Origin of the sequence: Limosilactobacillus vaginalis, from assembly GCF_025311515.1 — a bacterium.
Lineage (GTDB): Bacteria > Bacillota > Bacilli > Lactobacillales > Lactobacillaceae > Limosilactobacillus > Limosilactobacillus vaginalis.
Genome location: NZ_CP104399.1, coordinates 377,757 through 403,958, shown reverse-complemented (window position 1 = coordinate 403,958; position 26,202 = coordinate 377,757). Strand labels below are relative to the sequence as shown.

The window sequence follows — 26,202 nt, the reverse complement described above, 5'->3', positions numbered from 1 at the left end:
TAATAAACCCTTTCCATGAGATTATTTTAATTCTCAATCTCTACTGTATGCATTTTACCATACTTATTCAATTTCTGAAGTAAGATCTCGGCTCATCAGCTGGGAAATTGCGTTTTTAATGTCCTCGCCCTCATACAGAACCCGGTATAGGGCATCAGTAATTGGCATCTTAACCTGACGCTTGAGACTTAGTTCGTGAGCCGCTTTGGTAGTATATACCCCTTCAATTACCATTCCCATATGTTCAATTACATCATCAAGCTTTCTCCCCTGACCTAATTGATAACCTGCACGCCAGTTTCGAGAATTCTTACTGGTTGCGGTAACGACAAGGTCACCAACACCAGAAAGGCCAATAAAGGTCATCGGATTAGCACCAAACGCTACACCAAGACGCCGAATTTCAGCAAGTCCCCGAGTAATTAATGCAGCACGAGCATTGTCATGGTAACCGAGCCCTTGAAGTGCCCCTGCACCAATTGCAATGATGTTTTTCAGGGCAGCACCGAATTCTGCACCAATGACGTCATTGTTCGTGTAAACCCGGAAATAATTGTTGCTGAAAAGCTTCTGAATTTTATCCGCATCATTGATGTTAGCACATGCAGCGGTTACAGCAGTCATATCCTTAATTGCAACATCTTCGGCATGACTAGGACCAGACAGAACAACGATGTCTCGCCGATTTTCTTCATTTATTTCTTCCATCAGCATTTCAGAAGGGCGCTTATAAGTATTTTGTTCCAACCCCTTAGTAGCATGAACAATTAATGGCCGTTGATTGTTCTGTTCCAGAATTTTATTAAGTTGGCCCGCTACCTGGCGAAGTCCCTTAGTTGGAATAACAATTAAAACAACTTGGGCCCCTTTAACGGCTTCTGCCATGTCAGTAGTTGCCACTAGCTTGTCTGAATAAACAAGATCCTTCATGTAATGAGGATTTACGTGTTCATTATTTAATTGGTCAACCTGTTCTTGATTACGCGACCACAGCTTAACGTCATGACCGTTTTCAACCAACATATTTGCCAATGTACTTCCCCACGAACCTGCTCCTAAAACTGCAATTTGTTCAGCCATAATTATTCTCCTTTAACAAATTAAACTTATTGATTTACATACCACGGAAGATTTGTCCGTTGCCTTCTGACGATTAAGGTAATTAGTGCCCCAACAAAAAAGATCAATGATAATATCTGTGACACTCGCAGCGTATTACCAATCATTAAACTATCTGTCCGCATCCCTTCAATAAAGAAGCGGCCCACGGAATACCACATAACATAGGTCAAGAAAACTTCACCCCGCTTAAATAGGTGGTGACGGTGACGCAAAAGCATTAATAAAGCAAAGCCAACAAGATCCCATAGCGACTCATATAAGAAAGTCGGTATGCGATAATGATTTCCAATATCCATTTGGTTAATAATCCACATTGGTAGATGCTGACTAATCAATGCTGCACGGCTAGTAATTGCCCCGAATGCTTCTTGATTCATGAAGTTTCCCCAGCGGCCAATTCCCTGCGCCATAATTAACGTTGGCGAAATAACATCCATCATTGTCCACATCGAAATTTGCCGGACACGACAGAAAAAGTATAGTGTGAGGATTCCACCAAGAATCGCTCCATAGATTGCAATTCCACCATCCCAAATTGCAATAATTTCTGCAGGATGATGTGAATAGTAACCCCACTGAAAAATAACATAATAGAACCGCGCGCAAATAACCGCAATCGGTAGCGCCCATAAAAGGTAATCATAGAAGTAATCTTCATTGATGCCTCGTCGTCGGCCCTCACGCACTGAAAGGATCAATGCGAGAACAACACTAGTCGCAATAATAATTCCGTACCAGTGAACTTGAATTGGTCCAAGATTGAAGGCAATTGGATTAAATGCCAGAAGCGGTAAGCTTAAATTAATCATTACTTTACTTTTCCTTTGTATCCCGTGCAGAATTTTGCTTAATTAACCGGTTCAAATTATCATCGAAGGTCTTGGTAGCATCATACCCCATTGTTTCTGCCCGGTAGTTCATTGCAGCAGATTCAATGATAATTGCCAAATTCCGCCCAGTCTTAACGGGGACAGAAACTTTAGGAACAATTACACCTTGAATTGTCTGCTTATCACCCCGATCACCTAACCGGTCAAACTGAACATCTGGAGTCCACGTTTCCAAGTGAACGATTAGGTTAATGACATCACTTGGCATAATTGCTCCGGTTCCGTAAAGAGTAGAAACATCAATAATTCCGATACCCCGAATTTCCATAAGGTGCTTTAAAATTGCTGGTGCCTTACCAACAAGGGTCTGTTCATCTCGAGCATATACTTCAACCCGGTCATCAGCTACTAGACGGTGACCCCGACGAACTAATTCAAGAGCAGTTTCACTCTTCCCGACTCCAGAATCACCAGTAATTAAGACCCCAACACCATTAATATCGACAAGAACACCGTGTAAAGACTGGCGCGGTGCTAGTCGACCAAGAAGGTAGGAAGTCATGTTACTTAAAATTTGTGATGACGTTAAGTGGGTTCCTAAAATTGGAATTTTGGCATTCTTAGCTGCAACTTGCAGTTCTGCAGGAATTGGTAAGTTAGTTGAAATAACAAAGCACGGTGTTTGGGGAGCACACATTTTTGTTAAATACTTCTCCCGTTTTTCGTGAGTTAGATCCTTGGCAAAGGACGTTTCAGTAATCCCTAATAATTGAATCCGCATTGCTGGATAGTGTTTAAAATAACCAGCAAATTCAAGGGCCGGCCGCGAAATATCACTAGTAGTAATTGGTCGTTGAAGATATTCTTCACCCTGTAAAACTTTTAATCGAACATTATCAACAAGTTCTTTAACGGTAATATGATCTGCCACTATTTCCACTCCTTCACTAATTATTAATGTGATCGGAAATAATCACATTGCAAATCGACATAACAATTGCAATCAACATTGCTGAGCCAAAGGATGAGAAGTGAAAATAAAATGATCCGACAAAAGATGATGTTAATTGTAGCATCAAAGCATTAATCACAATACTAAACAATCCTAAGGTAAGCACATTAATGGGCAACGATAGTATTAATAAAATTGGTTTTACTAATACATTCAACACTGCTAAAACAGCACTTGCTAACAGGGCAGTTCCCACACTATTGACATAGAACATTCCAGTCCGCGAAAAGAGACCGGCTAATGCAATAAAGAGAATTGTATCTATTATTACACGCTTAATAAATTCCATCTACGACCGTCCATTCTTCTTTATATCTTTCTCTTCAACATCAGTTAATTGCCGTCTTTCTTGTGAATCCCGTGTCTTTTGCGGGGTCGACGTCAAATCGGCAAACGTCTTAAAGAGACCGGCAATTCCGGGATGTGCTGGATCGGGCGGGATAATTGCCAATAAAACAATGTAAACAATAACCCCGGGAACAATCCCGGTAATTGCAGTAAATAGGATATAGGCAATCCGCAAGTAAAGTGGCTTAGTATTGAAATACTTAGCAAACCCGCTAAGGACTCCAGCTAGCCAACGATCATCGTAGGATCGGGTTAACTTTTTTGACATAATTCATCCCTCCTAATAGCTTAATCTTACTGTGTTTTTCCGGTAACTGCAATTAGATTTACTGTGGATTCTTCTGGCTTAATTTCCATTGGAGATAGGCATTAATAAACGGATCCAAATCACCATCCATAACTGCTTGCCCATTATGCGTCTCATGACCACTCCGGTTATCCTTAACTAAAGTATAAGGATGGAAAACATAGGAGCGAATCTGGGAACCCCAGCCAATTTCAAGCTGTTCACCTTCAATTTCAGCCCGCTTCTTTGCCTTCTTTTCTTCCTCTAATTCATACAGTTTCGATTTCAACATGTTCATTGCGGTTACCCGGTTTTGCAACTGCGATCGTTCTGCTTGAGAAGAAGTAACAATCCCAGTAGGAATGTGAGTAATCCGCACTGCTGATTCCGTCTTATTAATATGCTGACCACCAGCCCCGCTTGAACGGAAAGTATCAACCCGAAGATCGGAAGGATCAATGTCAATATTTACACTTTCATCAAGTTCAGGCATTACATCCACTGAGGCAAACGATGTATGTCGCCGGCCTGCCGCATCAAATGGTGAAATCCGGACAAGGCGGTGAACCCCTTTCTCACTTCTTAAGTAACCAAACGCATTGTGTCCCTTAATTAATAAGGTAACACTTTTAATTCCGGCTTCTTCTCCTGCTTCATAGCTTGCAGTTTCAACATTAAAGCCATGTTGTTCACCCCAACGAACGTACATCCGAAGCAACATTGCTCCCCAGTCCTGAGCTTCTGTTCCTCCAGCTCCCGGATGAATTTCCAAAATTGCGTTTTTAGCATCATACTCGCCATCAAGCAACTGATTTAACCGATACTGCTCTAGCTCTTTTTGTGTTTCACCAAACGACTTTTCAAATTCACTCTGTAGCTCATCATCAGGTTCCAGTTCCAATAACTCGATTGACGTTTGCAAATTACCGATATTATCCCGGAGCTTTACAAAAGTATCGCGCTTATCCTTTAATTCATTATTTGCATTAATTACTTTTTGTGCTGCAACATTATCGTCCCAAAAACCAGGTTCAGCCATTTTTTGTTCATTTTCTGCAATACTTTCATCTAAAGCATCAAGGTCAAAGAGACCTCCCGAAGCGGGCAACATCTTGTTGCATTGCTTCTACTTTTTTCTTTGCTTCACTAAGTTCCAAAATGGTTCCTCCAATATTTAATTTAAACCAAAACGGTAACAGGTACCGCTTTGGGGCCACCTGCTACCGTACCTTGATAGTTATCAATATTTAATTATCAATTAGCGGGTAACGTTTTGCCGAATTTGTGACTTCATAAAGAGTCGGGTAGTTTCGTATTCGATATCCGCAATCATTTGTTCAAACATATGGTAACCAGCAGTTTGATATTCAACTAATGGATTCAACTGACCATAACCACGAAGACCGACAGATTGACGGAACTGATCCATCACATCAATATGATCTGTCCAGTGTGAGTCAACAACCCGCAAGAGAACAACTTTTTCAAATTCAAGCATTTGAGCTGGATCATAAAGCTGCTTCTGCTTGTCCTTGTAGATCTGCTTAGCGTATCCCATTAAGAAATCAACCATCTGTCGTGGCGACTTATCTGCCAAGTCGGCAACGGTAACTGTATCCGGCTTAACAATGACTTCTTCCGCAAAATCAATAATTCCTTTAAGATCCCAATCCTTGCGATCACCTAAAGTATGTTGTTCAACTTCTCGTTGGATTGTCCGCTTAAAGATAGGCATCAGGACCCACTTTAATGATTTATCTTCTGTGATGATTTCCTGACGTTCTTTATAGATGATTTCCCGTTGTTCACGCATTACATCATCATATTGAAGAACGTTCTTCCGGGAGTCATAGTTATTCCCTTCAACCCGTTTTTGAGCTGACTCAACTTGGTGAGTTAAGAACCGACTCTTAATTACCGCATCATCATCGTCAACTTTCATCCGTTCCAGGAAGGCTTTGATCCGGTCACCACCGAATCGCTTCATTAAGTCGTCCTCAAGGGAAAGGTAGAATTGGGAAAGGCCTGGATCACCCTGTCGACCAGAACGTCCCCGAAGCTGGTTATCAATCCGTCGTGATTCATGTCGTTCGGTACCAATAACTGCGAGTCCGCCTAATTCACGGACACCAGGGCCAAGCTTAATGTCGGTCCCCCGTCCAGCCATGTTCGTTGCGATCGTAACCGCGCCTCGCTGACCAGCATTTTTAATGATATCAGCTTCCTTTGCGTGGTTCTTCGCGTTCAAAACAACATGTGGAATATGTTCTTGATCCAGCAAGTGAGAAAGATATTCTGAAGTTTCAACGGCAACGGTACCAACTAGGATTGGCTGTCCCTTTTCGTGGAGACTCTTGATCCGCTTAACTACCGCAGCAAACTTACTCTGCAATGTAGGGTAAAGCAAGTCTGGTTCGTCTTTCCGTTGAACTGGCTTGTTAGTTGGGATGGTGATTGTTTCCATGTTATAAATCTCACGGAATTCTTCTTGCTCGGTCTTAGCAGTACCAGTCATCCCCGCAAGCTTGTTGTACATCCGGAACAAGTTCTGGTAAGTAATGTTAGCCATGGTCTTGTTCTCTTCCTGAATTTGAACGCCTTCCTTAGCTTCAATTGCTTGGTGAAGACCATCAGAGAACCGCCGTCCCTGCATTACCCGTCCGGTAAATGAATCAACAATCAAAACTTCACCATCAGAAACCACGTAATCCTTATCCCGAAGCATAATGTAATTAGCACGTAATGCCTGATCCAAATGGTGGGTCAATGCAGTATTTTCTGGATCATACAGGTTCTTCAAGTTAAAGTACTTTTCAGCCTTTTGAATTCCTTCATCAGTTAAGGCAACCGTCTTTGATTCAAGATCGACCTTGTAATCAACCTCGTTCTTTAACGTTTTAACGAACCGATCAGTTTGCTTATAAAGCTTTGATGTTCCTGTTCCCGGACCGGAAATAATCAATGGGGTCCGCGCTTCATCAATCAAAATTGAATCCACCTCATCAACAAGGGCATAGTTTAGTCCCCGTTGTACCTGGTCTTCTTTATAAACGGCCATGTTATCACGAAGATAGTCGAATCCAATCTCACTGTTGGTGGAATACATAATGTCTGCCTTATATGCTTCACGCTTTTGGTCAGGAGACATCTCGGAATTATTGATACCAACACTGCAGCCTAACCAATTATAAAGCTGCCCCATTTCAGTAGCATCACGTTTTGATAAGTATTCGTTAACCGTAATAACGTGAACACCCTTACCACTGATTGCGTTTAAGTAAACAGGCATGGTAGCGGTCAAGGTTTTACCTTCACCAGTCTTCATTTCGGCAATATTACCTTCATGAAGAACGATTCCCCCCATAATTTGAACATGGAATGGGTAAAGCCCTAAGACCCGTTTTGCCCCCTCACGAGCTACCGCAAAGGCTTCCGGTAACATGTGGTCTAAATCTTCACCTTTTTTATAGCGCGCACGAAATTCATCAGTCTTAGCTTTTAATTCATCATCTGATAGTGCCGCCATTGGCTTAGCATATTTTTCAACTTTATTAGCGATCTTATTAATCCGCCGCAGTTCACGACGATCGCTTTCAATCCATTTTTTTAGAATGTTAGCCATAAAAGCGTCCTTCCTAATTAACGTTTTTAAATTTTAACTTGAGATTTAGCAGCTACTCAAGCCAATTTTAATTTATATTCTAACCTTAATATTCTAACACGTTTCGGATTAGAGTGCGAGCCAGTAGCGTATGAAGCTGTAAAAAGCGTCTAGGTAATACGATGCTGCTTGAAACACCAACTAAAATCATAACCACCCGTGAAACGGGTGGTTTGCTCTTCGGCTAAAAGCCGATAAGATAAGCCAGCGTCTCAAGGCGCTGGCTTTTCCTTCGTCCAAGCCAAAATGCTCTGACTACTTCGCTACTGCTTTAAGCAGTGTTCGTATTACTTCACCTTACCCTTAAAATGGTCGGAGTATTCAACAGTGGTTAACTTATCTACCACCATATCATGTTTTTCTTGGTCTCGGATATATTTCTTAATGGTGGATTCGTTCAATCCCACTGTACTGACATAATATCCTTCTGCCCAAAATGACGATTACCAAATTTATATTTTAAATTAGCATGATGATCAAACATCATCAAAGCGCTTTTGCCTTTTAAATATCCCATGAATTGCGAAACGCTTAGCTTCGGTGGAATACTTACTAACAAATGTACATGGTCAGGCATTAAGTGACCTTCAACAATCCTTACACCTTTATACTGACATAATAATTTGATGTAATCGCGTAAGTCTTTCCGATATTGATTGTAAATTATTTTCCGTCTATACTTTGGAATGAATACGATGTGATACTTACATAACCACTTCGTATGGGCTAAGCTATTTAGTTTATTAGCCATATTTATAAAACCTCTTTTCCCTTATTTGATTTTGGCTTGAACACCTACATCTTAAGGCAAAAGAGGTCTTTATTTATATAATTTTTATCCCCCCACCCGCAAAGCAGGTGGTTTTTTGTTTCGCACACTCGCTACGCTCCCGTGCTCAACTAGGTCTAAAGACATTAATAAAAAAGACTGGTTTTTTCACCAGTCTCACTTATATTTGATTATTCAGCTTCAATCAAACCATAACGGCCATCTTTACGACGGTAAACAATGCTGGTTCCGTCGGTTTCAGCATCTTGGAAAACAAAGAAGTCATGTCCAAGCATGTCCATTTGGAGAACAGCTTCTTCTGGATCCATTGGTTTGAGTGAGATTTGCTTTGTCCGCACAATCTTTAAGTCATCTTGACTTTCAGCATCGTCATCGGTTGGGACAAATTCTAAGCTCTTGAAGCCCTTTTCACGTGACTTCCGGTTAACCTTAGTCTTGTACTTCCGAATTTGCCGTTCAAGCTTATCGGTAACGAGGTCAACACTACCGTACATGTCATTAGAAGTTTCTTCGGCCCGTAATGTAAGGTATGGTAACGGAATAGTAACTTCTACCTTGTAAGTACGGTTAGGATAAACTTTTAAGTTCACATGGGCAGTTGCTTCTACGTTGTCTTCGAAGAACTTTTGTAACTTATTAATCCGCTTTACCACATAATCACGAATTGAATCAGTTACTTCGATATTTTCACCACGAATATTGAACTTTAACATAGTAATTTCTCCTTTCAGTTCAAGCAATTTGCTTGATCTGGTATCAGAAGGACCACTCTTCTCATATCCTTAATTATATTATAGTGTAGTTAATACTATTTAACAAATAGATCAGGGGAATATTTAGATTTTTTTAACGAGCAAGCGAAAGGCTTTGTACGCGTTTACAGCCATTCTGATAGCAAAGTTCTGCAGCATGATATAAGGTTCGTCCGGTGGTGTAAATATCATCAACTAAGAGAACCTTCCGCCCGCGCAAGTTAATATCTTTATCAAGAAAGAACGGCTGCTTAGTTTTGAGCCGCGATTGACGGTCTTTCTTTGATTGGGCTACTTTTTGCTTTTCACGATGTTTTATCAATTCCGTATACTGAACGTTTTCTATCAATCCCGTCACCTGATTAAAGCCTCGTGTTCTCATAGTATGATTAGTAACGGGAATCGGAACTAAAAAGTCATAATCCATTTGGTTAATTACTTTTTGTAGTGATTGTTGAAAAACTGCCCGCAAATGATACTGCCCTTGGAATTTATACTGTTGCATGAACTCTCTCATTGCCTGGTTATAATGGAAAATCGGGTAGTGGCTTAAATGCCACCCATATTGTTGTTGCCACCTTCGACAATCACCACATAAATTCCCATCATTCTCACGCCCGCAGCCTTGACAAGCATCCTTATCAGAATAACGATTAAATTTTTGAAAGCAATCATCGCAAACTACCTGTTCTCTGATTGGCCCAGGAAAAATGATCTCACTAATCGTTAATTTTTTTGTTAATGAATGGTTACAAAGCAAGCAATTAGCCATGAAGCAACCGCCGACCTTTCCGATTCATATAAGCAATTTGTCGCTGAGCTTCCCGGACTTGGCGACTATATGACTGAATCCAGAACATCACTTTGCCGGTAGGGCGACTAGCCGAACGTCCTGCCCGTCCCGCAATTTGAACTAGCGCCGACGATGAAAAGACCTGATCATCAGCACCAAGAACAAAAACGTCAATTTCCGGGAAAGTAACCCCACGTTCTAAAATTGAGGTAGTAATTAAGAATTCATACTTTCCTTCTCGCATTTGCTGAACCTTTTCAAGTCGCTTAGGATCTGCAGCATGAACGGTAGTAAATTTCTTATCAGTTAAGATTTTTTGCAAGCATAAAAAAGTTGGTTGGAGATCTGAAACATGGGGAACAAATAGGAGGCAGCAATGATTGACCAGCGTCTTTTTCAATTCATTCAAGAGTCTGTTAGGGAGTCTTCTTCGTTGCAACTGTTTTCGCCAATCAAATGTTAGAAAGAGTTTAATTTGGGGAAGAAGGTTCCCGTGATACCGGAGCGGAAGATAACTAACCATTAATTTTTTCTTGTTAATTTGACTGACTAGTTCTTTCCCGGGAGTCGCGGTCATGAACAATATACCGCCATTTTCTTTAACGGCCTGTTTAGTAGCAAAAAGCAATGCCGAATTAGCAGCATACGGGAAGGAATCAACCTCGTCAATAATTAAATTATCAAAGGCATGGTAAAAGCGTAACAACTGGTGAGTCGTGCAAATTGTCAGCTGACGATACTTATATTCCTGTGGCGCTCTCCCATGAAGAAGTGCAATTGGAAAATCAGCAAAAGCAGCTTGGAGTCTAGGATATAGTTCCAGACAAACATCAACCCGTGGTGACGCAATTGCTACCCGCTCACCCCGTTTCAACGCGGCAGCAACTCCTGCAAAAATCATTTCCGTCTTTCCTGCACCAGTAACTGCCCATAACAATTGGTGACAATGCTGATCCATTCGCTCTTTCACCATTGTCGACACCCTAGTTTGTAATGATGAAAGTTGCCCCATCCACGTTAAAATGCGATCAGGAATTTCAAATTGATTTGGTTCTGGAACATGGTAAAATTTATCAAGAGTTGAAACCCGTCCTAATGTAACGCATTGTGGGCAATAGTATTGCCGATTAGGCATTTCAGTAACGCCCTTATTTGTTACCGTTCCACAGCGCAAACAGGTAATCGTCTTTTCTCCTACCTTCAATGTTGGTAAAGTCTGAATTTGCTGACTTTCAATTGGTAATCGATCTATTTGAGGGCATAGTACTCGCCGCCCATATAATTCACTAATATCCATTCTGGTCCCTCCCATTAAGTTAATACGGAAAAAGATCAGGAATTCATCAAAGGAGTAATAATTAATGTCAGAACCATTTCTCACTATCGCTAAAAACACTAGCAACGAGATGGTCATCAAAAAATCTCGTTTCATATGTTCAATTGCCCGGGTAACCTCTGATGAAGCAGCCCAACAATTTATTAACCAAATTAGTACCGAAAACAGAAAGGCAACTCACAACTGCTATGCCTACATGGTCGGCGATCGTGACCAAATTCAACGAGAAAGCGACAACGGTGAGCCGAGTGGTACAGCCGGAGTACCAATTTTAGAATCACTTCAGTTAGCTAAGCTCCATAATGTAGTTGCCGTTGTTACCCGTTATTTTGGCGGAATCAAGCTAGGTGCTGGGGGACTTATTCGTGCCTATAGCAACTCCACTACCAATGCAATCCACAAAGCAGGACTAGTTCAACTGGTTACTCAAGCTATTCTTGAAATCACCGTTAGTTATGCACAACATGATTCACTTCTCCACTATCTAAAAGAATACAAGATCGAGGTTGCTGATGAGCAATTTAGTGCTACTGTGCAAACAAACGTCTATGTTGATGAGGATAAAGTTGATACTTTTACTAAGTTACTAATCGATCGCTTTAACGATCAATTAACGATCAAAAAAGGAACCTCGCGCGAACACGAGATTCCATATCTTACTGACTAGTTTAATACTGCTTCAATTACGTTAAGAATAACGATAAGCAGCAATAAAATAATAACCCATGTGGTGACCACCTTTGTTTTGTGATCACCACTTTTTAATTTTGACCAATTAAAGCCAATATAGGAAACAATTAGGAGAAATGTCCCTAGTATCCCGATCAAATCAGAGTGAAAGCCAAACCGATCAAGACTGTAGCCGCCCATTAAGAACAGGCCACTAGCAAACAGCAAGCCCAAGACAATATTTCTTTTTCTCACGTTATCCACCCCGCAAATAATTTCCCGGGAAATTTCAAGCTAACTTTTGTATAACATTGAAAACTGCCCTGAACTTCATTAGTATTCATTACTCATGTAAATGATAATTGTAGCTTGCAACAACAATGTTCTGACGCGAATTAAGAACCGTCCGTAGCCGAACACTCGTCTGGTTATGGAGGGCAAGCTGCCATGGGTGCTTAGGGATAAATTGCGGAACTAAGACAGTGGTTGAATAGTTACGAGCAGCTGCTCTTTTAGCAATTACGTCCACAAACCGCAAAGTTGGCTTAGCAATAGACCGATACGACGAATGAATATCGACAAAACGAACATCTGGAAATTCAGCCTTAAATTCATTAGCTGTCTTGTGCTCTTTGCCCGGATTTTCATCAAACGAAACGTGCATTGCGATCACGTAATCACCAATGGAACGCGCATAGTTAATTGCTCCCCGAGTAACTCGCGTAACGTTCCCAACTAGAACAATGACGGTTGCGCCATCATAGTCATGTAACTGCACCTTTGTCTTTTCGGCAACCCGCAATTGCTTGGCAACCTTAATGTAGTGACGGTGAATTGCATGAAACATGTAAAGCAATAACGGCATGATAATTAGGTACGGCCAAACATTGCCAAAGTGCTGCCAGAATAATGCAAGAACTAACGCAAGCGAAATCAGTGCACCAACAAGGTTAATAAATGCTTTCCCTAACCAGAAGCCTTCACGTTCACGGAACCAGTGAATAATCATCCCGGATTGAGACAGTGTGAACGGAACAAAGACCCCAACGGCATAAAGCGGAATTAACATGTTGGTTTGTCCATGGAAGATCAAAATCAGGATAATTGCGCCAACTGCTAACGAGATAATCCCGTTAGAATAGCCTAAGCGATCCCCACGATCCATGAATGCGTGAGGCATGTACTTGTCTTTAGCCATGTTAAAAGCAAGAATTGGGAAAGCAGAAAACCCAGTATTAGCAGCAACAGCAAGGATCATTGCCGTTGATAATTGAAGAAGGTAAAAGCCAATCCCATGGCCGCCAAATACAGCAAAACCAATTTGCGAAAGCACGGTAGTCCGTTTATTAGGGACAATTCCAAAGTAAAAACCGTAGAAGATAATGGCAATGAAGAAGATTGCCAGGATCGTACTCATAATTGCCAGAGTAACCGAAGCGTTCTTTTCCTTTGGCTTATTAAAGTTTGGTACAGCATTACTTACCGCTTCAACCCCAGTTAATGAAGATGACCCAGCAGAGAATGCACGAACAAACAGTACAAATGTCATCCCCGTAACTGGAGTTCCATAATCAGCAGGTGCTTGATAATGAACTTGTCCCGTGATGATATTGTAAGCACCCCAAAGGATCATTACAGAAATCATAATTACGAAAAAGTAAACCGGAATTGTCAGGAAATTAGCACTCTCACTCATTCCCCGCAGGTTCATGAACATAATTAATAGAACAATAACGATTGCAATTGGAACAGAGAACCGGTAAAGTGCCGGGATTGCAGAAGTAATCGCTTCTACTCCTGATGTTGTAGAAACCGCTACGGTTAACATATAGTCAACTAACAGCGATCCCCCGGCAAACAATCCACCATTGCTTCCCCAATTTCGGGTAGCAACAACATAGGCACCACCACCGCTTGGGTACGCACGAATGATTTGCTGATACGAAAGAGTAATTGCTAGCAACAGCAATAATACGATTGCGGCAATCGGAATCGAATACCACATTGCCATCGCAGACAAGGTTACTAAAACCGTAGTAATCTGCTCTGGACCATAAGCGACTGACGAAATTGCGTCGGATGACAGCATCGCTAATGCTTTAAATTTAGTTAGGTGAGTTTGCCCCTCATCTAAAGTTTTCAAAGGTTTCCCAATTAAAACTCGTTTAATATAACGCCACATACTATCCTCCCAATATTCATGGAATGTAATCGTTTAATCGATTTCGGATAACTGAACAATAATACAATTATTTTAACTTCTTTGCAATTGCTAAGACAAGACGTAATTACTATTAACCGTCCATTTTTATTTAAGTCGCTCATTAACTTTCTTGGCTGCCGGGTCGACTTTAGTCATTCGACTGTTAACTGCCCAAGCATAAAAGAATAAGGAAACTAAAATAATCACAATGAAATCAAATGGGTACGGGATCCAGTTTTGACCACCGAAGCCCTCACTCCCTGCATAAGAAATTAAGGAGATAAAAATCATATAACAAATTAACCATGCGGCACTTCTCAGCTGCTGACGCCAATTTGTCTTTTGATAGCGCCATTCATAGTAAAGATAAATCGGTAGACCAAGTGCAATCACAAAAATTACCTGAATCGTTGTTGGCCACATTGTCCAATAAATTGCCAACCCCGTTACCACAAACGCGAATGGTGCCAGCCACTTCATATAGTTAGGTGCAAACGGCCGTTTTAATTCTGGTGCCATTTTTCGTAAAGAAATAACCGTTACCGGCCCAGTTAAGTAGGCAATCAGAGTTGAGCCAGTGATAACCGTTGCTAACAAGCTCCAGTTCCGGAAGACGTTTACCAAAATCGTGGCTAAAATCAAGTCAGCAACCATCGCAAATCGTGGGATCATATAACGACGCTCCAACCGGCCAAGCCATTTTGGCAAGTGTCCAGTATGGGTCATTGCGGCCAATGCTCGTGATGCCGTTGCTACAAACGCAACCCCTGTCCCAAATGGTGAAACAAACGCATCCATGTATAAGAGAATTGCTAACCAGTTCAAACTCAGCAAAATTGCAATATCAGCAAATGGTGACGCAAAGTTAATTCCATGCCAGCCACTCTTTGCTAGTGACGCAGGACTAATCGCACCGATAAATGCTACTTGAAGCATGATATAAATTGCAGCAGTAATCAGCATCGAAATTAAGACTCCCCGCACAATATTCTTATGCGGATTAACCATTTCGCCACCCATATTAATGACAGTTTGGAAAGCATCATACGACATGATAATTCCGGATACCGCTGCTGCTTCGAATATTGAACGACTCCCGTATGGCATGAACGTCTGAACATTATGGCCAAAGTTCCCAGCATGAAAGCCACTAATGATTAGCATTACAATCGTTAAAGTCGGTAATAGAATCTTAAACACTGAAATTAAATTGGTGAAACGAGTCATTAATTTAACAGACCAAAAGTTAATTAAGGTAAAAATCACCATAAAAATGAATACAACGAACATCCCCATTGGAGTAACGTTGCCCCCGCTAACAAAGTGATGAGTCCAGTTAGCCCATGACCATGGCCATGAACTCATATATTGAACAGATGCAACTGCTTCCATTGGGACAAGAGTAATCAATGAAATCCAGTTAGCCCAAGCCGCAATAAAGCCGAGAAGCGAGCCGTGACTATATTGTGCATAGCGACTCATTCCACCGCTTTCTGGAAACATTGCCCCCAATTCAACGTAGGTCAGGGCGATGCTGATTATAATAACCGCACCAATAATCCATGAAATAATTGCTGCCGGTCCAGCAACCTTAGCAGCGGTCCCGGCACCAAATAGCCACCCAGAACCGATCAACGAATTCAGTGCCAGCATTACACCGGAAAATAACGTAATTTTATGCCGTTTCAACTTATCCATGCTTTCTCTCCCGTTAGCTTCTTCTTTTGAATAGACAATTTATCATACCACTAACTTTAACACTTTGTTATCAAAATCAAAAAATACAAGCATCATTTGATAAATATATAATTATTATTTATTTTTTTAATTTTAAAATAGCGCTCCGCTTTAATTAATTTACTAAGGCAATAGCTCGATAATATAAATGATAATTGCCACAAATGAAATGATGAGAGGAGAATAAAATTGATTAATCATGTTGATTTTTACCTTTGGCGCAGTTGCTTCTTCAATCACCTCGCCATTTATTGGTAAGGGATTAGAAAAATTCAATTTTAAGCTGATGTATATTATCGGGATCGTCCTATCAGCATTAGCTTACGTTGTTTTCGGAATTAGTACTAGACTTCCAGTTTTTTTGTTAAAATAATCTAAAACTAAAGGAGTCATTATGAATTATTTCATCACTAGCCGTGAAGACATCAAAACTTCAGCGATTGAACTAGCTCAAGTTAAACGACTACAAATTTTTGATTACCTTCATCAACCAGCCAAGATTGTGACCATGTATTATAATTTTGCTCATCTTGATGCTGAAAACAAGCTAGGTACTAGCGGACGGGTAATTAATCTTTTCCAATTTTACCAACGACTTCCTTATCATATGGATCCAGGCTTCGATCAATCCCTTATTAAGCAAATTTTAAATGTTCCAGGTTATCAGGTAAAAGGCAACCAGGCTGAACGCAATGGGAAAGTGCGAATTAAAGTTAACCAAGATAATAATCGTCTTTACTATGTCGATTATTTAGATCAGTATGGGTTTACTGATCGGCGTGACTATTATGATTGTGGATGCAAAACTTATACCGAATTCTTTGAAGATCGCGCCCGGCTAGTTTGTCGGCAATACTATGACCAGTCAGGAGCGGTCAAAATAACTTATCATTATCGTGGTGGTCAGGGAAACATCCCCGTTCTTACTCTGATCCAATTAGTTGATCAGAATCAAGAATTACAGTTTGATAACCAAAACGAATTTCGCGCATACTTTCTTGATCAGCTAGTTACTAACGATCCTGATGCATTATTAATTAATGATCGTTCTGACGTGACATTAGCCGCTTTTCGGTTAATGCATACCTCTCCGCGACGCTACCAAGTTTTTCATTCTGCATTTACCCAAGATGGACAAAGTAACAGTGAGATCTCACCTATTTACCAGCCCATTAATGAAATGCTAAATCAAGGACAGCTAACTGGACTGATCTCATCAACAAAACGCGAAGCAATGGATGCCAGTCGCCGTTTCAATACCAATATGAGTTTCGCCATTCCGGTAACTTTCCTTAGCCAAACACAACTTGAGAAAAGCATTCCACCCACCCAACGGCAGGTCGGTCATTTTATTGCCGTTGCCCGTCTTACAAAGGTTAAACAACTTGATCAATTAATTAACGTTATCATCCGCCTTCATGAAGATTTCCCTAAAGTACAACTAGATATTTACGGCTATTCTGATGGTTGGAATAATTATCAAACAGTGAACGAACTTAAAAAGATTATTAATAACCAAGGTGCTGATCACTACATCCATTTCTGTGGTTATCAACATGATCTTACTCGAGTCTACGAAACTGCCCAAGCTGAAATTCTAACAAGTCAGTACGAAGGATTTGCCATGGCACTATTAGAAGCGCAAGGGCATGGTTGCCCAGCAATTAGTTATGATATTAACTATGGTCCCACTGAAATTATTGATAATAATATTAGCGGGGAACTAATTCCGGCTAATGATTGTGATGCCCTTTACCAAAGTTTGCGCCAACTACTGGTTGATCCTGAATTATCTCATCGGTACACACAAAATGCTCAACATGCCGCTGCTAAATTTTCCCTTAACGAGGTTGCTAAAAAATGGCAGGATTTTCTCAAAAAAGCTTAATTAAATAATTTTTCTTACAAAAAATTGGATTAACTGCTTTAAAGCAAAAAGACTATCAGCCCTTTCATTCTATAACAAAGGACTGACAGTCTTTTAATTAATTAGATTTAATTTGTGATTAGCGAAATTACATCATGCCACCCATGCCGGCACCGCCTTGTGGTGCAGCAGGAGCTTGATTATCCTTTGGTTCTGGCTTATCTGCAACAACGGCTTCAGTTGTAAGAAGCAATGCAGATACTGAAGCGGCATTTTGAAGGGCAGACCGGGTAACCTTAGTTGGGTCAACAATTCCGGCTTCAACCATGTCTTCAAACTTACCGTCAGCAGCATTGTAACCAATTCCTGGCTTTTCGCTCTTCAATTGGTTAACAATAACTGAACCTTCAACACCAGCATTTTCAGCAATTTGCCGAACTGGTGCTTCTAGAGCTGCCTTAACGATTTGAACACCAGTAGCCTCGTCACCAGTTGCTTCAACCTTATCCAAGGCTGGAAGAACATTAACTAATGCAGTACCACCACCAGGAACAAATCCTTCTTGAACAGCAGCCCGGGTAGCGTTCAAAGCATCCTCGATCCGGTACTTCTTTTCCTTCATTTCAGTTTCAGTTGCGGCACCAACACGAACAACGGCAACTCCACCAGAAAGCTTTGCCAAACGTTCTTGAAGCTTTTCCTTGTCAAAGTCAGAGGTTGCTTTACTGATAGCTTGCTTAATTTGGTCAACCCGTTCAGCGATGGCTTCCTTAGCACCAGCACCATCAACAATTGTAGTGCTGTCCTTAGTAACCGTTACCTTGTTAGCTTGGCCTAATTGATCAACAGTAGCGTCCTTCAAGTTCATGCCAAGGTCATCAGAAATAACAGTACCGCCAGTCAATACAGCAATATCTTGTAATTGAGCCTTCCGCCGGTCACCAAAGCCAGGAGCTTTAACAGCAACAACATTAAAGGTCCCACGAATCTTGTTCAAGACAAGGGTTGGAAGAGCTTCACCAGTAATGTCATCGGCAATAATCAGGAGAGCACGGCCTTCTTGAACAACTGATTGAAGAAGTGGCAAAATGTCTTGGATGTTGCTGATCTTCTTATCGGTGATCAGGATGTATGGGTTGTCCAAATCAGCTTCCATCTTATCATTGTCAGTTACCATGTATTGTGACATGTAACCACGGTCGAAGCTCATCCCTTCAACAACGTCAACACTTGTATCAACACCACGGGAGTCTTCAAGGGTGATAACACCATCATTACCAACCTTTTCCATGGCATCGGCAATCAACTTACCAACTTCCTTGTTGTCAGCAGAAATGGAAGCAATTTGGGCAATGTCGTCCTTAGTCTTAACATCATGTGACATCTTCTTCAAAGCTTCAACGGCTGCCCGAGTAGCCTTGTCAATTCCACGACGAACACCAACTGGGTTAGCACCAGCAGTAACATTCTTCATTCCGGCATTAACGATTGCTTGAGTCAATACAGTAGCAGTAGTAGTACCATCACCGGCAATATCGTTAGTCTTGGAAGCTACTTCAGAAACAAGCTTTGCCCCCATGTTTTCAAAGTGGTTTTCCAATTCAATGCTCTTGGCAATTGTGACACCATCATTAGTAATGGTTGGTGTGCCATAGCTTTGTTCAAGGACAACATTCCGTCCCTTTGGACCCATAGTAGTCTTAACAGTATTTGCTAACTTATCAACACCATGGAGCATTTCGTTCCGGGCGTCTTCAGAAAACTTAATTTCTTTTGCCATATATTATTCACCTCAAAATTAAAATCTGTAACGTTTTTGATTAATCCTGCTAATTAGTCGATTACGGCTACGAGATCCTTTTCATGAACAACGAGGTACTTCTCACCGTTGTATTCAACTTCATTTCCAGCGTACTTATCAAAGAGGACCCGATCGCCTTCCTTAACAGCTGGTGCTAACTTTTCACCATTGTCTAATGTTCGGCCAGCACCAACAGCAATAACCTTACCTGTTGTTGGCTTTTCCTTAACGTTTGAAGCAAGAACAATACCACCGACTGTCTTTTCTTCTTCAGTTTCAGCTTTAAGAACCACGCGATCTCCTAATGGTTTTAACACGTTAATCCCTCCATTTTGATAATCAAAAGTTAATTTAGCACTCTCATCTTCCAAGTGCTAATTACATTTTCTACTATACCATTTTTAGAGTTGATTGCAACCAATATACCTTTCAGACGATGCTAACTAAAAAGTCGCCGGCAATTACATTTAGCGTAACCACCGACGATTTTATAATTTAGTTTGTTTTTTCATCATGATTATTTTCAGCATAATTCTTGATGAAGTAAATTAATGTTTGGAGCTCATTTGTCAAATCAATATTTTGAACCTGAACATTCTTTGGAACTGAGAGACGAACGGGCGTGAAGTTCAAGATTCCCTTTACCCCAACACTAACTAATTGATCCGCAACTTTTTGGGAAGTTGAGCTTGGAACAGTCAAGATCACGGCATCGATCTGTTGTTCTTTAATCTGCTTTTGCATTTCACTTGCTGGATAAATTGGAATCCCGCTCTTTACAGTGTTTGCTAATTCAGGCTTAGTATCGAACGCTGCGCTAATCCGTAAGTTAGTATCTTGATGGAAATTATAGTTAAGAAGCGCACTCCCTAATGAACCGACTCCAACAAGGGCCACGTTAGTAAGAGTATCCTGATTTAGGATCCCCTTGAAGAAATTCAACAGGCTCTCAACATCGTAACCATAGCCCCGCTTACCCAATTCACCAAAATAAGAAAAGTCACGACGAATAGTTGCGGAATCAACCTGAACCGCCTCTGAGAGTTCCGTTGATGAAACCCGTCGCTTATTTGCACTTAATAGTACGCTAAGGTAACGGTAATAAATTGGTAAACGCTTTGCCGTTGCCTTAGGAATTTTCTTGGTAGCCATTCTTTGTTATTCCTCCTACGATATTTTTATATTATTCAACATTAGTGAGCTTATATTTTCTACTCAATTTTGCTAGTTTGTGAAATCCAATTCTCTTATTATTCTAGCAACAAACTCTCTCATTGTGAACACTCAAACAAAATTATTTTCAAAATTTTTTCATTTGCTTAATCATTAACGTAATTTACAAGCTAAACTTTGTGAAATCAAGGCTAACCAGCGTATAATGGAAAAGTACATCTTTTGAAGAACGAGGTAAACAAAATGATTCTTTTGCAAGCCAATAATGTAATGCGTCGTTTTGGCGCTGATGTCCTCTTTCATGACATTAATCTCCAAATTCAGGAACATGGCCGGACAGCCCTTGTCGGTCGCAATGGTGCCGGGAAAACGACCCTCTTAAAAATGATTGCCGGAATCACTAACCCCGATGAAGGGACAATTTCTAAAAGCAAGGATCTAACTATCGGTTACCTGGCTCAGGATCAAGGGTTAGATAGCCAAAATAGTATCTGGGCCGAACTTGATCTAGTATTTGCTCCTCTCCATAAAATGGAAAAGCAAATTCACCAGTTAGAAAACCAGTTAGCTTCACTCGATCCAGCAACTAAAGAATTCCAGCTAACAACGGAAAAATATTCTCAGCTCCAATCTACTTTCAAGAAACAGGGCGGTTTTGAATACGAGTCACGAATGCGGGGAATCTTAAAAGGATTTGGGTTTGAAGAAGCTGACTACCAAACTGCGATCAATTCCCTATCTGGAGGACAAAAGACAAAACTAGCCCTTGCTAAAATTCTTTTGCAGTCCCCTGATCTTTTGATCCTAGACGAACCAACAAACCACTTAGATATGAACGTTCTTGCATGGCTAGAAGATTATCTAAAGAGCTATCAGGGCGCACTGCTTGTCGTTTCTCACGACCGGTACTTCCTTGATCGAGTTGTTTCTGATATTTACGATCTCGATAACCATACGTTGCGTCATTATACTGGCAATTACACCCAATTTATGCAGCATAAACAAGAATGGCTTACTGCTGAATGGAAGCACTACGAACAACAGCAAAAGAAGATTGCAAAGCTTGAAGACTTTGTCAACCGCAACATTGTTCGGGCTTCAACCACAAAACGTGCTCAGGCGCGTCGGAAACAACTAGAAAAAATGGATCGGATGGATCGTCCCGAGACTGACGATCGGTCAATCCACTTCCATTTTCACAGTGATAAGGATAGTGGTAACGAAGTCCTGGATGTTGACCGCGCAGTAGTTGGTTATAATGATCAAAAGCTTGCCGGGCCGCTTTCGTTTTCCGTTCGTAAGCCCCAACGAGTTGGAATCATTGGGCCCAACGGAATCGGTAAATCAACCCTGCTAAAGTCAATTTTGGATCGGATCCCACTGATTAGCGGTTCGATTAAACTAGGCGCTAACTTGCAAATTGGTTACTACGATCAGGAACAGCAGCAGCTTCATCCCGAAAAATCTGTTTTAAATGAAGTTTGGGACGATCACTCAAACGTTCCTGAAAAGGATATTCGCTCCCTACTTGGTAGTTTTCTCTTCGTTGGCGATGATGTTTATAAACTTGTCCATGACCTTTCCGGTGGCGAAAAAGCTCGCCTAGAGCTAACTAAGCTTTCTTTTAAACCAATCAACTTCTTAATTCTTGATGAACCAACGAACCACTTAGATATTGATAGTCGTGAAGTCCTTGAGAACGCAATCAACGAGTTCTCTGGCACGGTACTATTTATTTCCCACGACCGATACTTTATTAACCAAGTTGCCACGGATGTTCTTGACATGAGCGCTACCGGAATTAAGCATTATGAAGGTGACTATGATGACTACCTTGAAGCCGTCAATAAGGAATTAGCTTCAACTGCAGGACAGGATGAGCAACAAGTAAACTCAACAGCTAAGCCCAAAAAATCCAGCGCTCAACAGTCTTACCAGCAAAGTAAGGAAACTCAGCGAGCCCGGCGAAAGCTTCAGCGACAAGTTGACAAGTTAGAAGATCAAATGGCTTCCCTTGAAGAACAGTCACAAGCAATTCAAGAGCAGATGAGTCAACCAGAAGTTGCTACTGATATTGGACAACTCGCGGATTTGCAAAAACAACTGAATAAGTTAAATGAACAGTCTGAAGAAGTCGAGTTGGAGTGGACTAATGCAGCCGAGGAGCTAGAAAAGTTTGATCAAGAAAATAGTTGACTTTTAACCAAGAAGAAAGTAAACTGCAATCAAATGATCCAAGTAGGAAGTTCCAGAGAATAGTGGTCATCGGCTGAAAGCCACTTACATAATTCCGAATCCTAATCATTATTAATCCAACACGTAAATAATATTTTTGAAAAAGAGTAAAGCATGTCTTTGAACGAGGATGGTAACGCCGTAACTGGTGCCTCGACTTAGGCATGTTTTTTGTTTAGAAGGGATGGTTAATATGGGAAAGCAGCATCAACGCATTGTTGTTAAAGTTGGGACAAGTAGTTTAATCTACCCCAACGGTCAGGTTAATTTACGGACAATTGACCGCCTGGCGTATACTCTTGCAACGCTGAATCATCAAGGTTACGAAATGGTTTTAGTTTCTTCAGGTGCGATTGGTGTTGGCCTTGCCAGTCTCGGCTTAACAAAGCGACCAGCTGAAATTGCTCAGCAACAGGCCCTGGCCGCAATTGGTCAAACCGAGTTAATGCGGATCTATTCGCAACGATTTCTGGATTATCAGACTAAGGTCGGACAAATTTTATTAACCCGAGATGTCCTTGACTACCCGGTTAGCCGTCAGCACATTCTTAATACGATCGAAACTCTTCTTGGTGATGCGGTTGTCCCAATTATCAACGAAAATGATCCAGTTTCAGTTGATGAGCTGGATCACCACACTACTTTCAGTGATAACGATGAACTCTCTGCCCAAGTTGCGACTAAAATTAAGGCTGATCTGTTAATCGTTCTTTCTGACATCGATGCCTTTTATAATCGTGATCCGCATAAATTTACCGATGCCCAACCCATTCGTCACGTTAATCAAATGACTTCAGAACTTGAGCAAGCCGCAAGTGGTAGCAGTACCCAATTTGGCACCGGTGGGATGGTCACTAAGCTCCGCGCCGCTGCCACTATTATGCAAGCTAACCAGCACATGGTCCTTTGCAACGGCCGTGATCCCAAAATCATCTTCCAAATCCTCGACGGTAGCGAAGAAGTGGGAACAAGGTTTGGAAAATAGAGTGCGAGCCAGCAAAGAACTTGCGGAAAGCTAACAATTTCTCCCGACTAGATGCTGGAAGCATCTGGGAGGGAGGTTGTTAGCTCTAGCAAGTTCCTGGCGAGCAGATCTTGACTCAGTTGCCTAGAACCTTAGCTCGAGGAAAGTCACGGCGAACACATTTCGACTCAGTCGCCTAAAACACTAGCTCTAGCAAGCCCTGGCGAACAAAGACTACATAACAATAGGAGAAAACTCAAAATTCAACCAAGGAGGATCATATCATGACATCACTCAATCAAATCGGTAAACAAGCGCAAATAGCTGCACGACAATTAGCAATTCTTGATACTGCATCTAAAAATAAGGGCCTAATTGCAATGGCTGATGCTTTAATAGCCAATCAAACTGCTATTCTTACAGCAAATAAACAAGACTTAGCTAATGCTAATGAAATGCCAAAGAAGTTTCTTGACCGCTTAATGCTCAACGAACAGCGAATCACTGACATGGCAAATGGTCTTCGTTCTATCGCCCAACTTTCCGATCCGACCGCGCAAATTGACCGGGGATGGATTAGTGCTGACGGATTACAAATTATTCAACGGCGAGTTCCATTGGGTGTCATTGGGATTATTTTTGAAGCCCGACCAAACGTTACTGCTGATGCTGCTGGTCTTACTTTTAAAAGTGGTAATGCGGTAATTCTCCGTGGCGGTAAGGAAGCATTACAAACTAACCTGGCAATTGCCAAGGCCCTTCGCGAGGCTCTTACCCAATCCGGGCTTCCAGCCGATGCTATTCAAATGGTCGCTGATCCAAGCCATCAAAGTGCTCAGGAAATGATGAATTTAACTAAGTATATTGATGTCCTCATCCCCCGAGGTGGCCGCGGCCTGATTCAACGAGTTGTTAAAACTGCAACCGTTCCGGTAATTGAAACAGGAGCCGGTAACTGTCACGTTTACGTCGATCGTGATGCCGATCTTGAAATGGCAACTGCAATTGCGGTTAACGCCAAGGTTCAACGCCCATCCGTCTGCAACGCTGCTGAAAAGCTACTAATTCATCGTCAGGTAGCTTCAACCTACTTACCAGTGATTGCTAAAGCATTAATCAAACACGGTGTTCAACTTCGCGGTGATGAAGCGGCACGGAAAATTGTTCCCGAGATTATCCCAGTAACCGCAGAAGACTGGGACACTGAGTACAATGATCTCATTATGGCGGTTAAAGTTGTTGACAGTCTTGATGCTGCAATCACTCACATTAATGACCATAGTACCCATCACTCCGAAACAATTATCACTAATAACTTAGAACGAGGACGGAAATTCCAGGAGCAAATTGACTCTGCGTGTGTTTACGTTAACGCTTCTACCCGGTTTACGGATGGCGGAATGTTTGGCTTCGGTGCTGAAATTGGTATTAGTACCCAAAAGCTTCATGCTCGTGGACCAATGGGGCTACACCAGTTAACAACGATTAAGTATGAAATTACCGGTAATGGACAAATCCGGAAATAAAAAAAATGTGAGCTTCAGAGTTCGGCTTTACCGAGCACTGGAGTTCACATTTTATTTTTACACACTTATCTTTACTTCATTCGCCCATACATTAATCCCGGTTCTGCATTCAAATCCATTCCGGCACGATCACCGTGTTGGTAGCACATATATCCAGCAGCACCAATCATCGCTGCGTTATCACCACATAGTTTCAATGGTGCCTGGAGCATCGTTACGTCTGGATGGTACTTATGCATGTCATGGTCTAACCGAGAACGAAGGCCATGGTTAGCAGCAACACCGCCAGCTAAGATTAGCTGTTTTACCGGATAACGCTCAAGAGCCCGCATCGTTTTTTCTGCTAACACGTCAACAACGCTTTGTTGGAAGCTGGCTGCTAAATCATACTTATTTAGTTTTTCACCCCGTTGATCCGCATTATGAACCGTATTAATAAAGGCACTCTTTAAGCCACTAAAACTAAAGTCATAGTTTGCCTCTTTTTCCATTGCGCGTGGGAAGTGAAAAGTATCTTCTCCCTTAGCTGCCCATTCATCGATCGTTTTTCCTGCAGGATAATTAACTCCAAGAACCCGACCAATCTTATCATAGGCCTCACCAGCAGCATCATCACGCGTTTCACCAATGATTTCAAATTCATGTTCAGCCTTCATGTAGACCAACTCTGTATGACCACCTGAAACAAGCAATGCCATTTGTGGATACTTAAACTCGCCAACATACCGAGCAGCATATAAGTGACCAGTCATGTGGTTTACCGGAACTAATGGTAAATTGTGTGCCCACGCAATTGCTTTAGCTGCAGTAACCCCAATTAATAATGAGCCGACTAGTCCCGGACCATAAGTAACCGCGACAGCTGCTATATCGTTATATGAAACATTGGCCTCTGCTAGCGCCTGATCAGTGCATCGGGTAATCCACTCAATATGGTGCCGACTAGCCACCTCCGGAACAACACCGCCAAATCGTTGGTGGCTATCAATCTGAGTGGCAACAATATTTGATAAAATCTTAGTGCCGTTTTCAACAACCGCGACACTTGTTTCATCACAGCTCGTTTCAAATGCCAAAATTAACGTTCTTTCTGCCAT

General features: G+C 41.5%; 22 protein-coding genes and 2 pseudogenes. 6 read left to right on the top strand and 18 right to left on the bottom strand.

What is annotated here, in order from left to right:
* Positions 1-63: 63 nt before the first annotated feature.
* From N4627_RS01840 to N4627_RS01790, 11 genes and pseudogenes are all read right to left on the bottom strand, one after another.
* Positions 64-1,080 (bottom strand): NAD(P)H-dependent glycerol-3-phosphate dehydrogenase, encoded by a 1,017-nt coding sequence (locus N4627_RS01840; RefSeq protein ID WP_003717586.1) that lies wholly within the window; start codon positions 1,078-1,080, stop codon positions 64-66.
* 26 nt (positions 1,081-1,106) lie between these two features.
* Complete coding sequence (lgt, locus tag N4627_RS01835) at positions 1,107-1,931, bottom strand: prolipoprotein diacylglyceryl transferase (RefSeq protein WP_098045256.1); 825 nt, start codon at positions 1,929-1,931, stop codon at positions 1,107-1,109.
* Between the two features lie 4 nt (positions 1,932-1,935).
* Positions 1,936-2,883: an HPr(Ser) kinase/phosphatase gene (gene hprK / locus N4627_RS01830; RefSeq protein WP_098045257.1), complete on the bottom strand. Its 948-nt coding sequence runs from the start codon at positions 2,881-2,883 to the stop codon at positions 1,936-1,938.
* A 16-nt stretch (positions 2,884-2,899) separates the two neighbouring features.
* Entirely contained in the window at positions 2,900-3,253 is a 354-nt protein-coding gene (locus N4627_RS01825) for a phage holin family protein (protein ID WP_003717583.1), read from the bottom strand.
* Positions 3,254-3,580 carry a PspC domain-containing protein gene (locus N4627_RS01820; protein ID WP_003717582.1) on the bottom strand — a complete coding sequence of 109 codons (327 nt, stop codon included), beginning with the start codon at positions 3,578-3,580 and terminating at the stop codon, positions 3,254-3,256.
* Positions 3,581-3,638: 58 nt separating this feature from the next.
* Positions 3,639-4,755, bottom strand: a protein-coding gene (prfB, locus tag N4627_RS01815; RefSeq protein WP_098045258.1) for a peptide chain release factor 2 whose coding sequence is annotated in 2 segments (ribosomal slippage) — positions 3,639-4,682 and positions 4,684-4,755 — 1,116 coding nt in all. Because the reading frame shifts where the segments join, the coding sequence is not laid out codon by codon here.
* A 101-nt stretch (positions 4,756-4,856) separates the two neighbouring features.
* Entirely contained in the window at positions 4,857-7,220 is a 2,364-nt protein-coding gene (secA, locus tag N4627_RS01810; protein WP_003717579.1) for a preprotein translocase subunit SecA, read from the bottom strand.
* Positions 7,221-7,546: 326 nt separating this feature from the next.
* A pseudogene (gene tnpA, locus N4627_RS01805) lies at positions 7,547-8,010 on the bottom strand (IS200/IS605 family transposase).
* Positions 8,011-8,219: 209 nt separating this feature from the next.
* Positions 8,220-8,762 (bottom strand): ribosome hibernation-promoting factor, HPF/YfiA family, encoded by a 543-nt coding sequence (hpf, locus tag N4627_RS01800; RefSeq protein ID WP_040531589.1) that lies wholly within the window; start codon positions 8,760-8,762, stop codon positions 8,220-8,222.
* 133 nt (positions 8,763-8,895) lie between these two features.
* A complete protein-coding gene (locus N4627_RS01795) occupies positions 8,896-9,573 on the bottom strand; it encodes a ComF family protein (RefSeq protein ID WP_003717577.1) in 678 nt (225 codons plus the stop codon).
* Positions 9,566-10,891, bottom strand: coding sequence for a DEAD/DEAH box helicase (locus N4627_RS01790; protein WP_260964879.1), 1,326 nt, complete (start codon positions 10,889-10,891; stop codon positions 9,566-9,568). The genes N4627_RS01795 and N4627_RS01790 overlap by 8 nt, the downstream gene beginning before the upstream one ends.
* Before the next feature lie 64 nt (positions 10,892-10,955).
* Here N4627_RS01790 and N4627_RS01785 point away from each other — a divergent pair, with 64 nt between their 5' ends.
* Positions 10,956-11,597 carry a YigZ family protein gene (locus N4627_RS01785; RefSeq protein WP_003717575.1) on the top strand — a complete coding sequence of 214 codons (642 nt, stop codon included), beginning with the start codon at positions 10,956-10,958 and terminating at the stop codon, positions 11,595-11,597.
* Here N4627_RS01785 and N4627_RS01780 read toward each other — a convergent pair.
* The 3 genes from N4627_RS01780 to N4627_RS01770 form a co-directional block, all read right to left on the bottom strand.
* The gene (locus tag N4627_RS01780; RefSeq protein WP_040531583.1) at positions 11,594-11,854 is read right to left on the bottom strand and encodes a hypothetical protein; all 261 of its coding nucleotides are present in this window, start codon (positions 11,852-11,854) and stop codon (positions 11,594-11,596) included. The genes N4627_RS01785 and N4627_RS01780 overlap by 4 nt on opposite strands.
* Before the next feature lie 88 nt (positions 11,855-11,942).
* The gene (locus N4627_RS01775; RefSeq protein ID WP_260964878.1) at positions 11,943-13,781 is read right to left on the bottom strand and encodes an APC family permease; all 1,839 of its coding nucleotides are present in this window, start codon (positions 13,779-13,781) and stop codon (positions 11,943-11,945) included.
* A gap of 126 nt (positions 13,782-13,907) precedes the next feature.
* Positions 13,908-15,500: an APC family permease gene (locus N4627_RS01770; protein ID WP_098045451.1), complete on the bottom strand. Its 1,593-nt coding sequence runs from the start codon at positions 15,498-15,500 to the stop codon at positions 13,908-13,910.
* Positions 15,501-15,741: 241 nt separating this feature from the next.
* Here N4627_RS01770 and N4627_RS01765 point away from each other — a divergent pair.
* Together N4627_RS01765 and N4627_RS01760 are read left to right on the top strand one after the other, a co-directional pair.
* Positions 15,742-15,906 (top strand): annotated as a pseudogene (locus N4627_RS01765) (conjugated bile salt MFS transporter); the annotation flags it as partial.
* Between the two features lie 27 nt (positions 15,907-15,933).
* Positions 15,934-17,427 carry a glycosyltransferase gene (locus tag N4627_RS01760; RefSeq protein WP_260964877.1) on the top strand — a complete coding sequence of 498 codons (1,494 nt, stop codon included), beginning with the start codon at positions 15,934-15,936 and terminating at the stop codon, positions 17,425-17,427.
* A 127-nt stretch (positions 17,428-17,554) separates the two neighbouring features.
* Here N4627_RS01760 and groL read toward each other — a convergent pair whose 3' ends face one another.
* The 3 genes from groL to N4627_RS01745 form a co-directional block, all read right to left on the bottom strand.
* Entirely contained in the window at positions 17,555-19,186 is a 1,632-nt protein-coding gene (groL, locus tag N4627_RS01755) for a chaperonin GroEL (protein ID WP_003717569.1), read from the bottom strand.
* Between the two features lie 53 nt (positions 19,187-19,239).
* The gene (gene groES / locus N4627_RS01750) at positions 19,240-19,524 is read right to left on the bottom strand and encodes a co-chaperone GroES (RefSeq protein WP_040531580.1); all 285 of its coding nucleotides are present in this window, start codon (positions 19,522-19,524) and stop codon (positions 19,240-19,242) included.
* 178 nt (positions 19,525-19,702) lie between these two features.
* Entirely contained in the window at positions 19,703-20,359 is a 657-nt protein-coding gene (locus N4627_RS01745; protein WP_003717567.1) for a redox-sensing transcriptional repressor Rex, read from the bottom strand.
* 264 nt (positions 20,360-20,623) lie between these two features.
* Here N4627_RS01745 and N4627_RS01740 point away from each other — a divergent pair, with 264 nt between their 5' ends.
* The 3 genes from N4627_RS01740 to N4627_RS01730 all read left to right on the top strand — a co-directional run bounded on the left by N4627_RS01740 (position 20,624) and on the right by N4627_RS01730 (position 25,105).
* Positions 20,624-22,576 carry an ABC-F family ATP-binding cassette domain-containing protein gene (locus tag N4627_RS01740; RefSeq protein WP_260964876.1) on the top strand — a complete coding sequence of 651 codons (1,953 nt, stop codon included), beginning with the start codon at positions 20,624-20,626 and terminating at the stop codon, positions 22,574-22,576.
* Between the two features lie 223 nt (positions 22,577-22,799).
* On the top strand, positions 22,800-23,600 hold the full coding sequence (gene proB / locus N4627_RS01735) for a glutamate 5-kinase (protein ID WP_390893938.1): 801 nt from the start codon (positions 22,800-22,802) through the stop codon (positions 23,598-23,600).
* A 263-nt stretch (positions 23,601-23,863) separates the two neighbouring features.
* Positions 23,864-25,105 carry a glutamate-5-semialdehyde dehydrogenase gene (locus N4627_RS01730; protein ID WP_003717564.1) on the top strand — a complete coding sequence of 414 codons (1,242 nt, stop codon included), beginning with the start codon at positions 23,864-23,866 and terminating at the stop codon, positions 25,103-25,105.
* A gap of 71 nt (positions 25,106-25,176) precedes the next feature.
* On the opposite strand, the gene tsaD is transcribed toward N4627_RS01730, so the two are convergent.
* Positions 25,177-26,202, bottom strand: a complete 1,026-nt coding sequence (gene tsaD / locus N4627_RS01725) for a tRNA (adenosine(37)-N6)-threonylcarbamoyltransferase complex transferase subunit TsaD (RefSeq protein ID WP_260964874.1) — start codon at positions 26,200-26,202, stop codon at positions 25,177-25,179.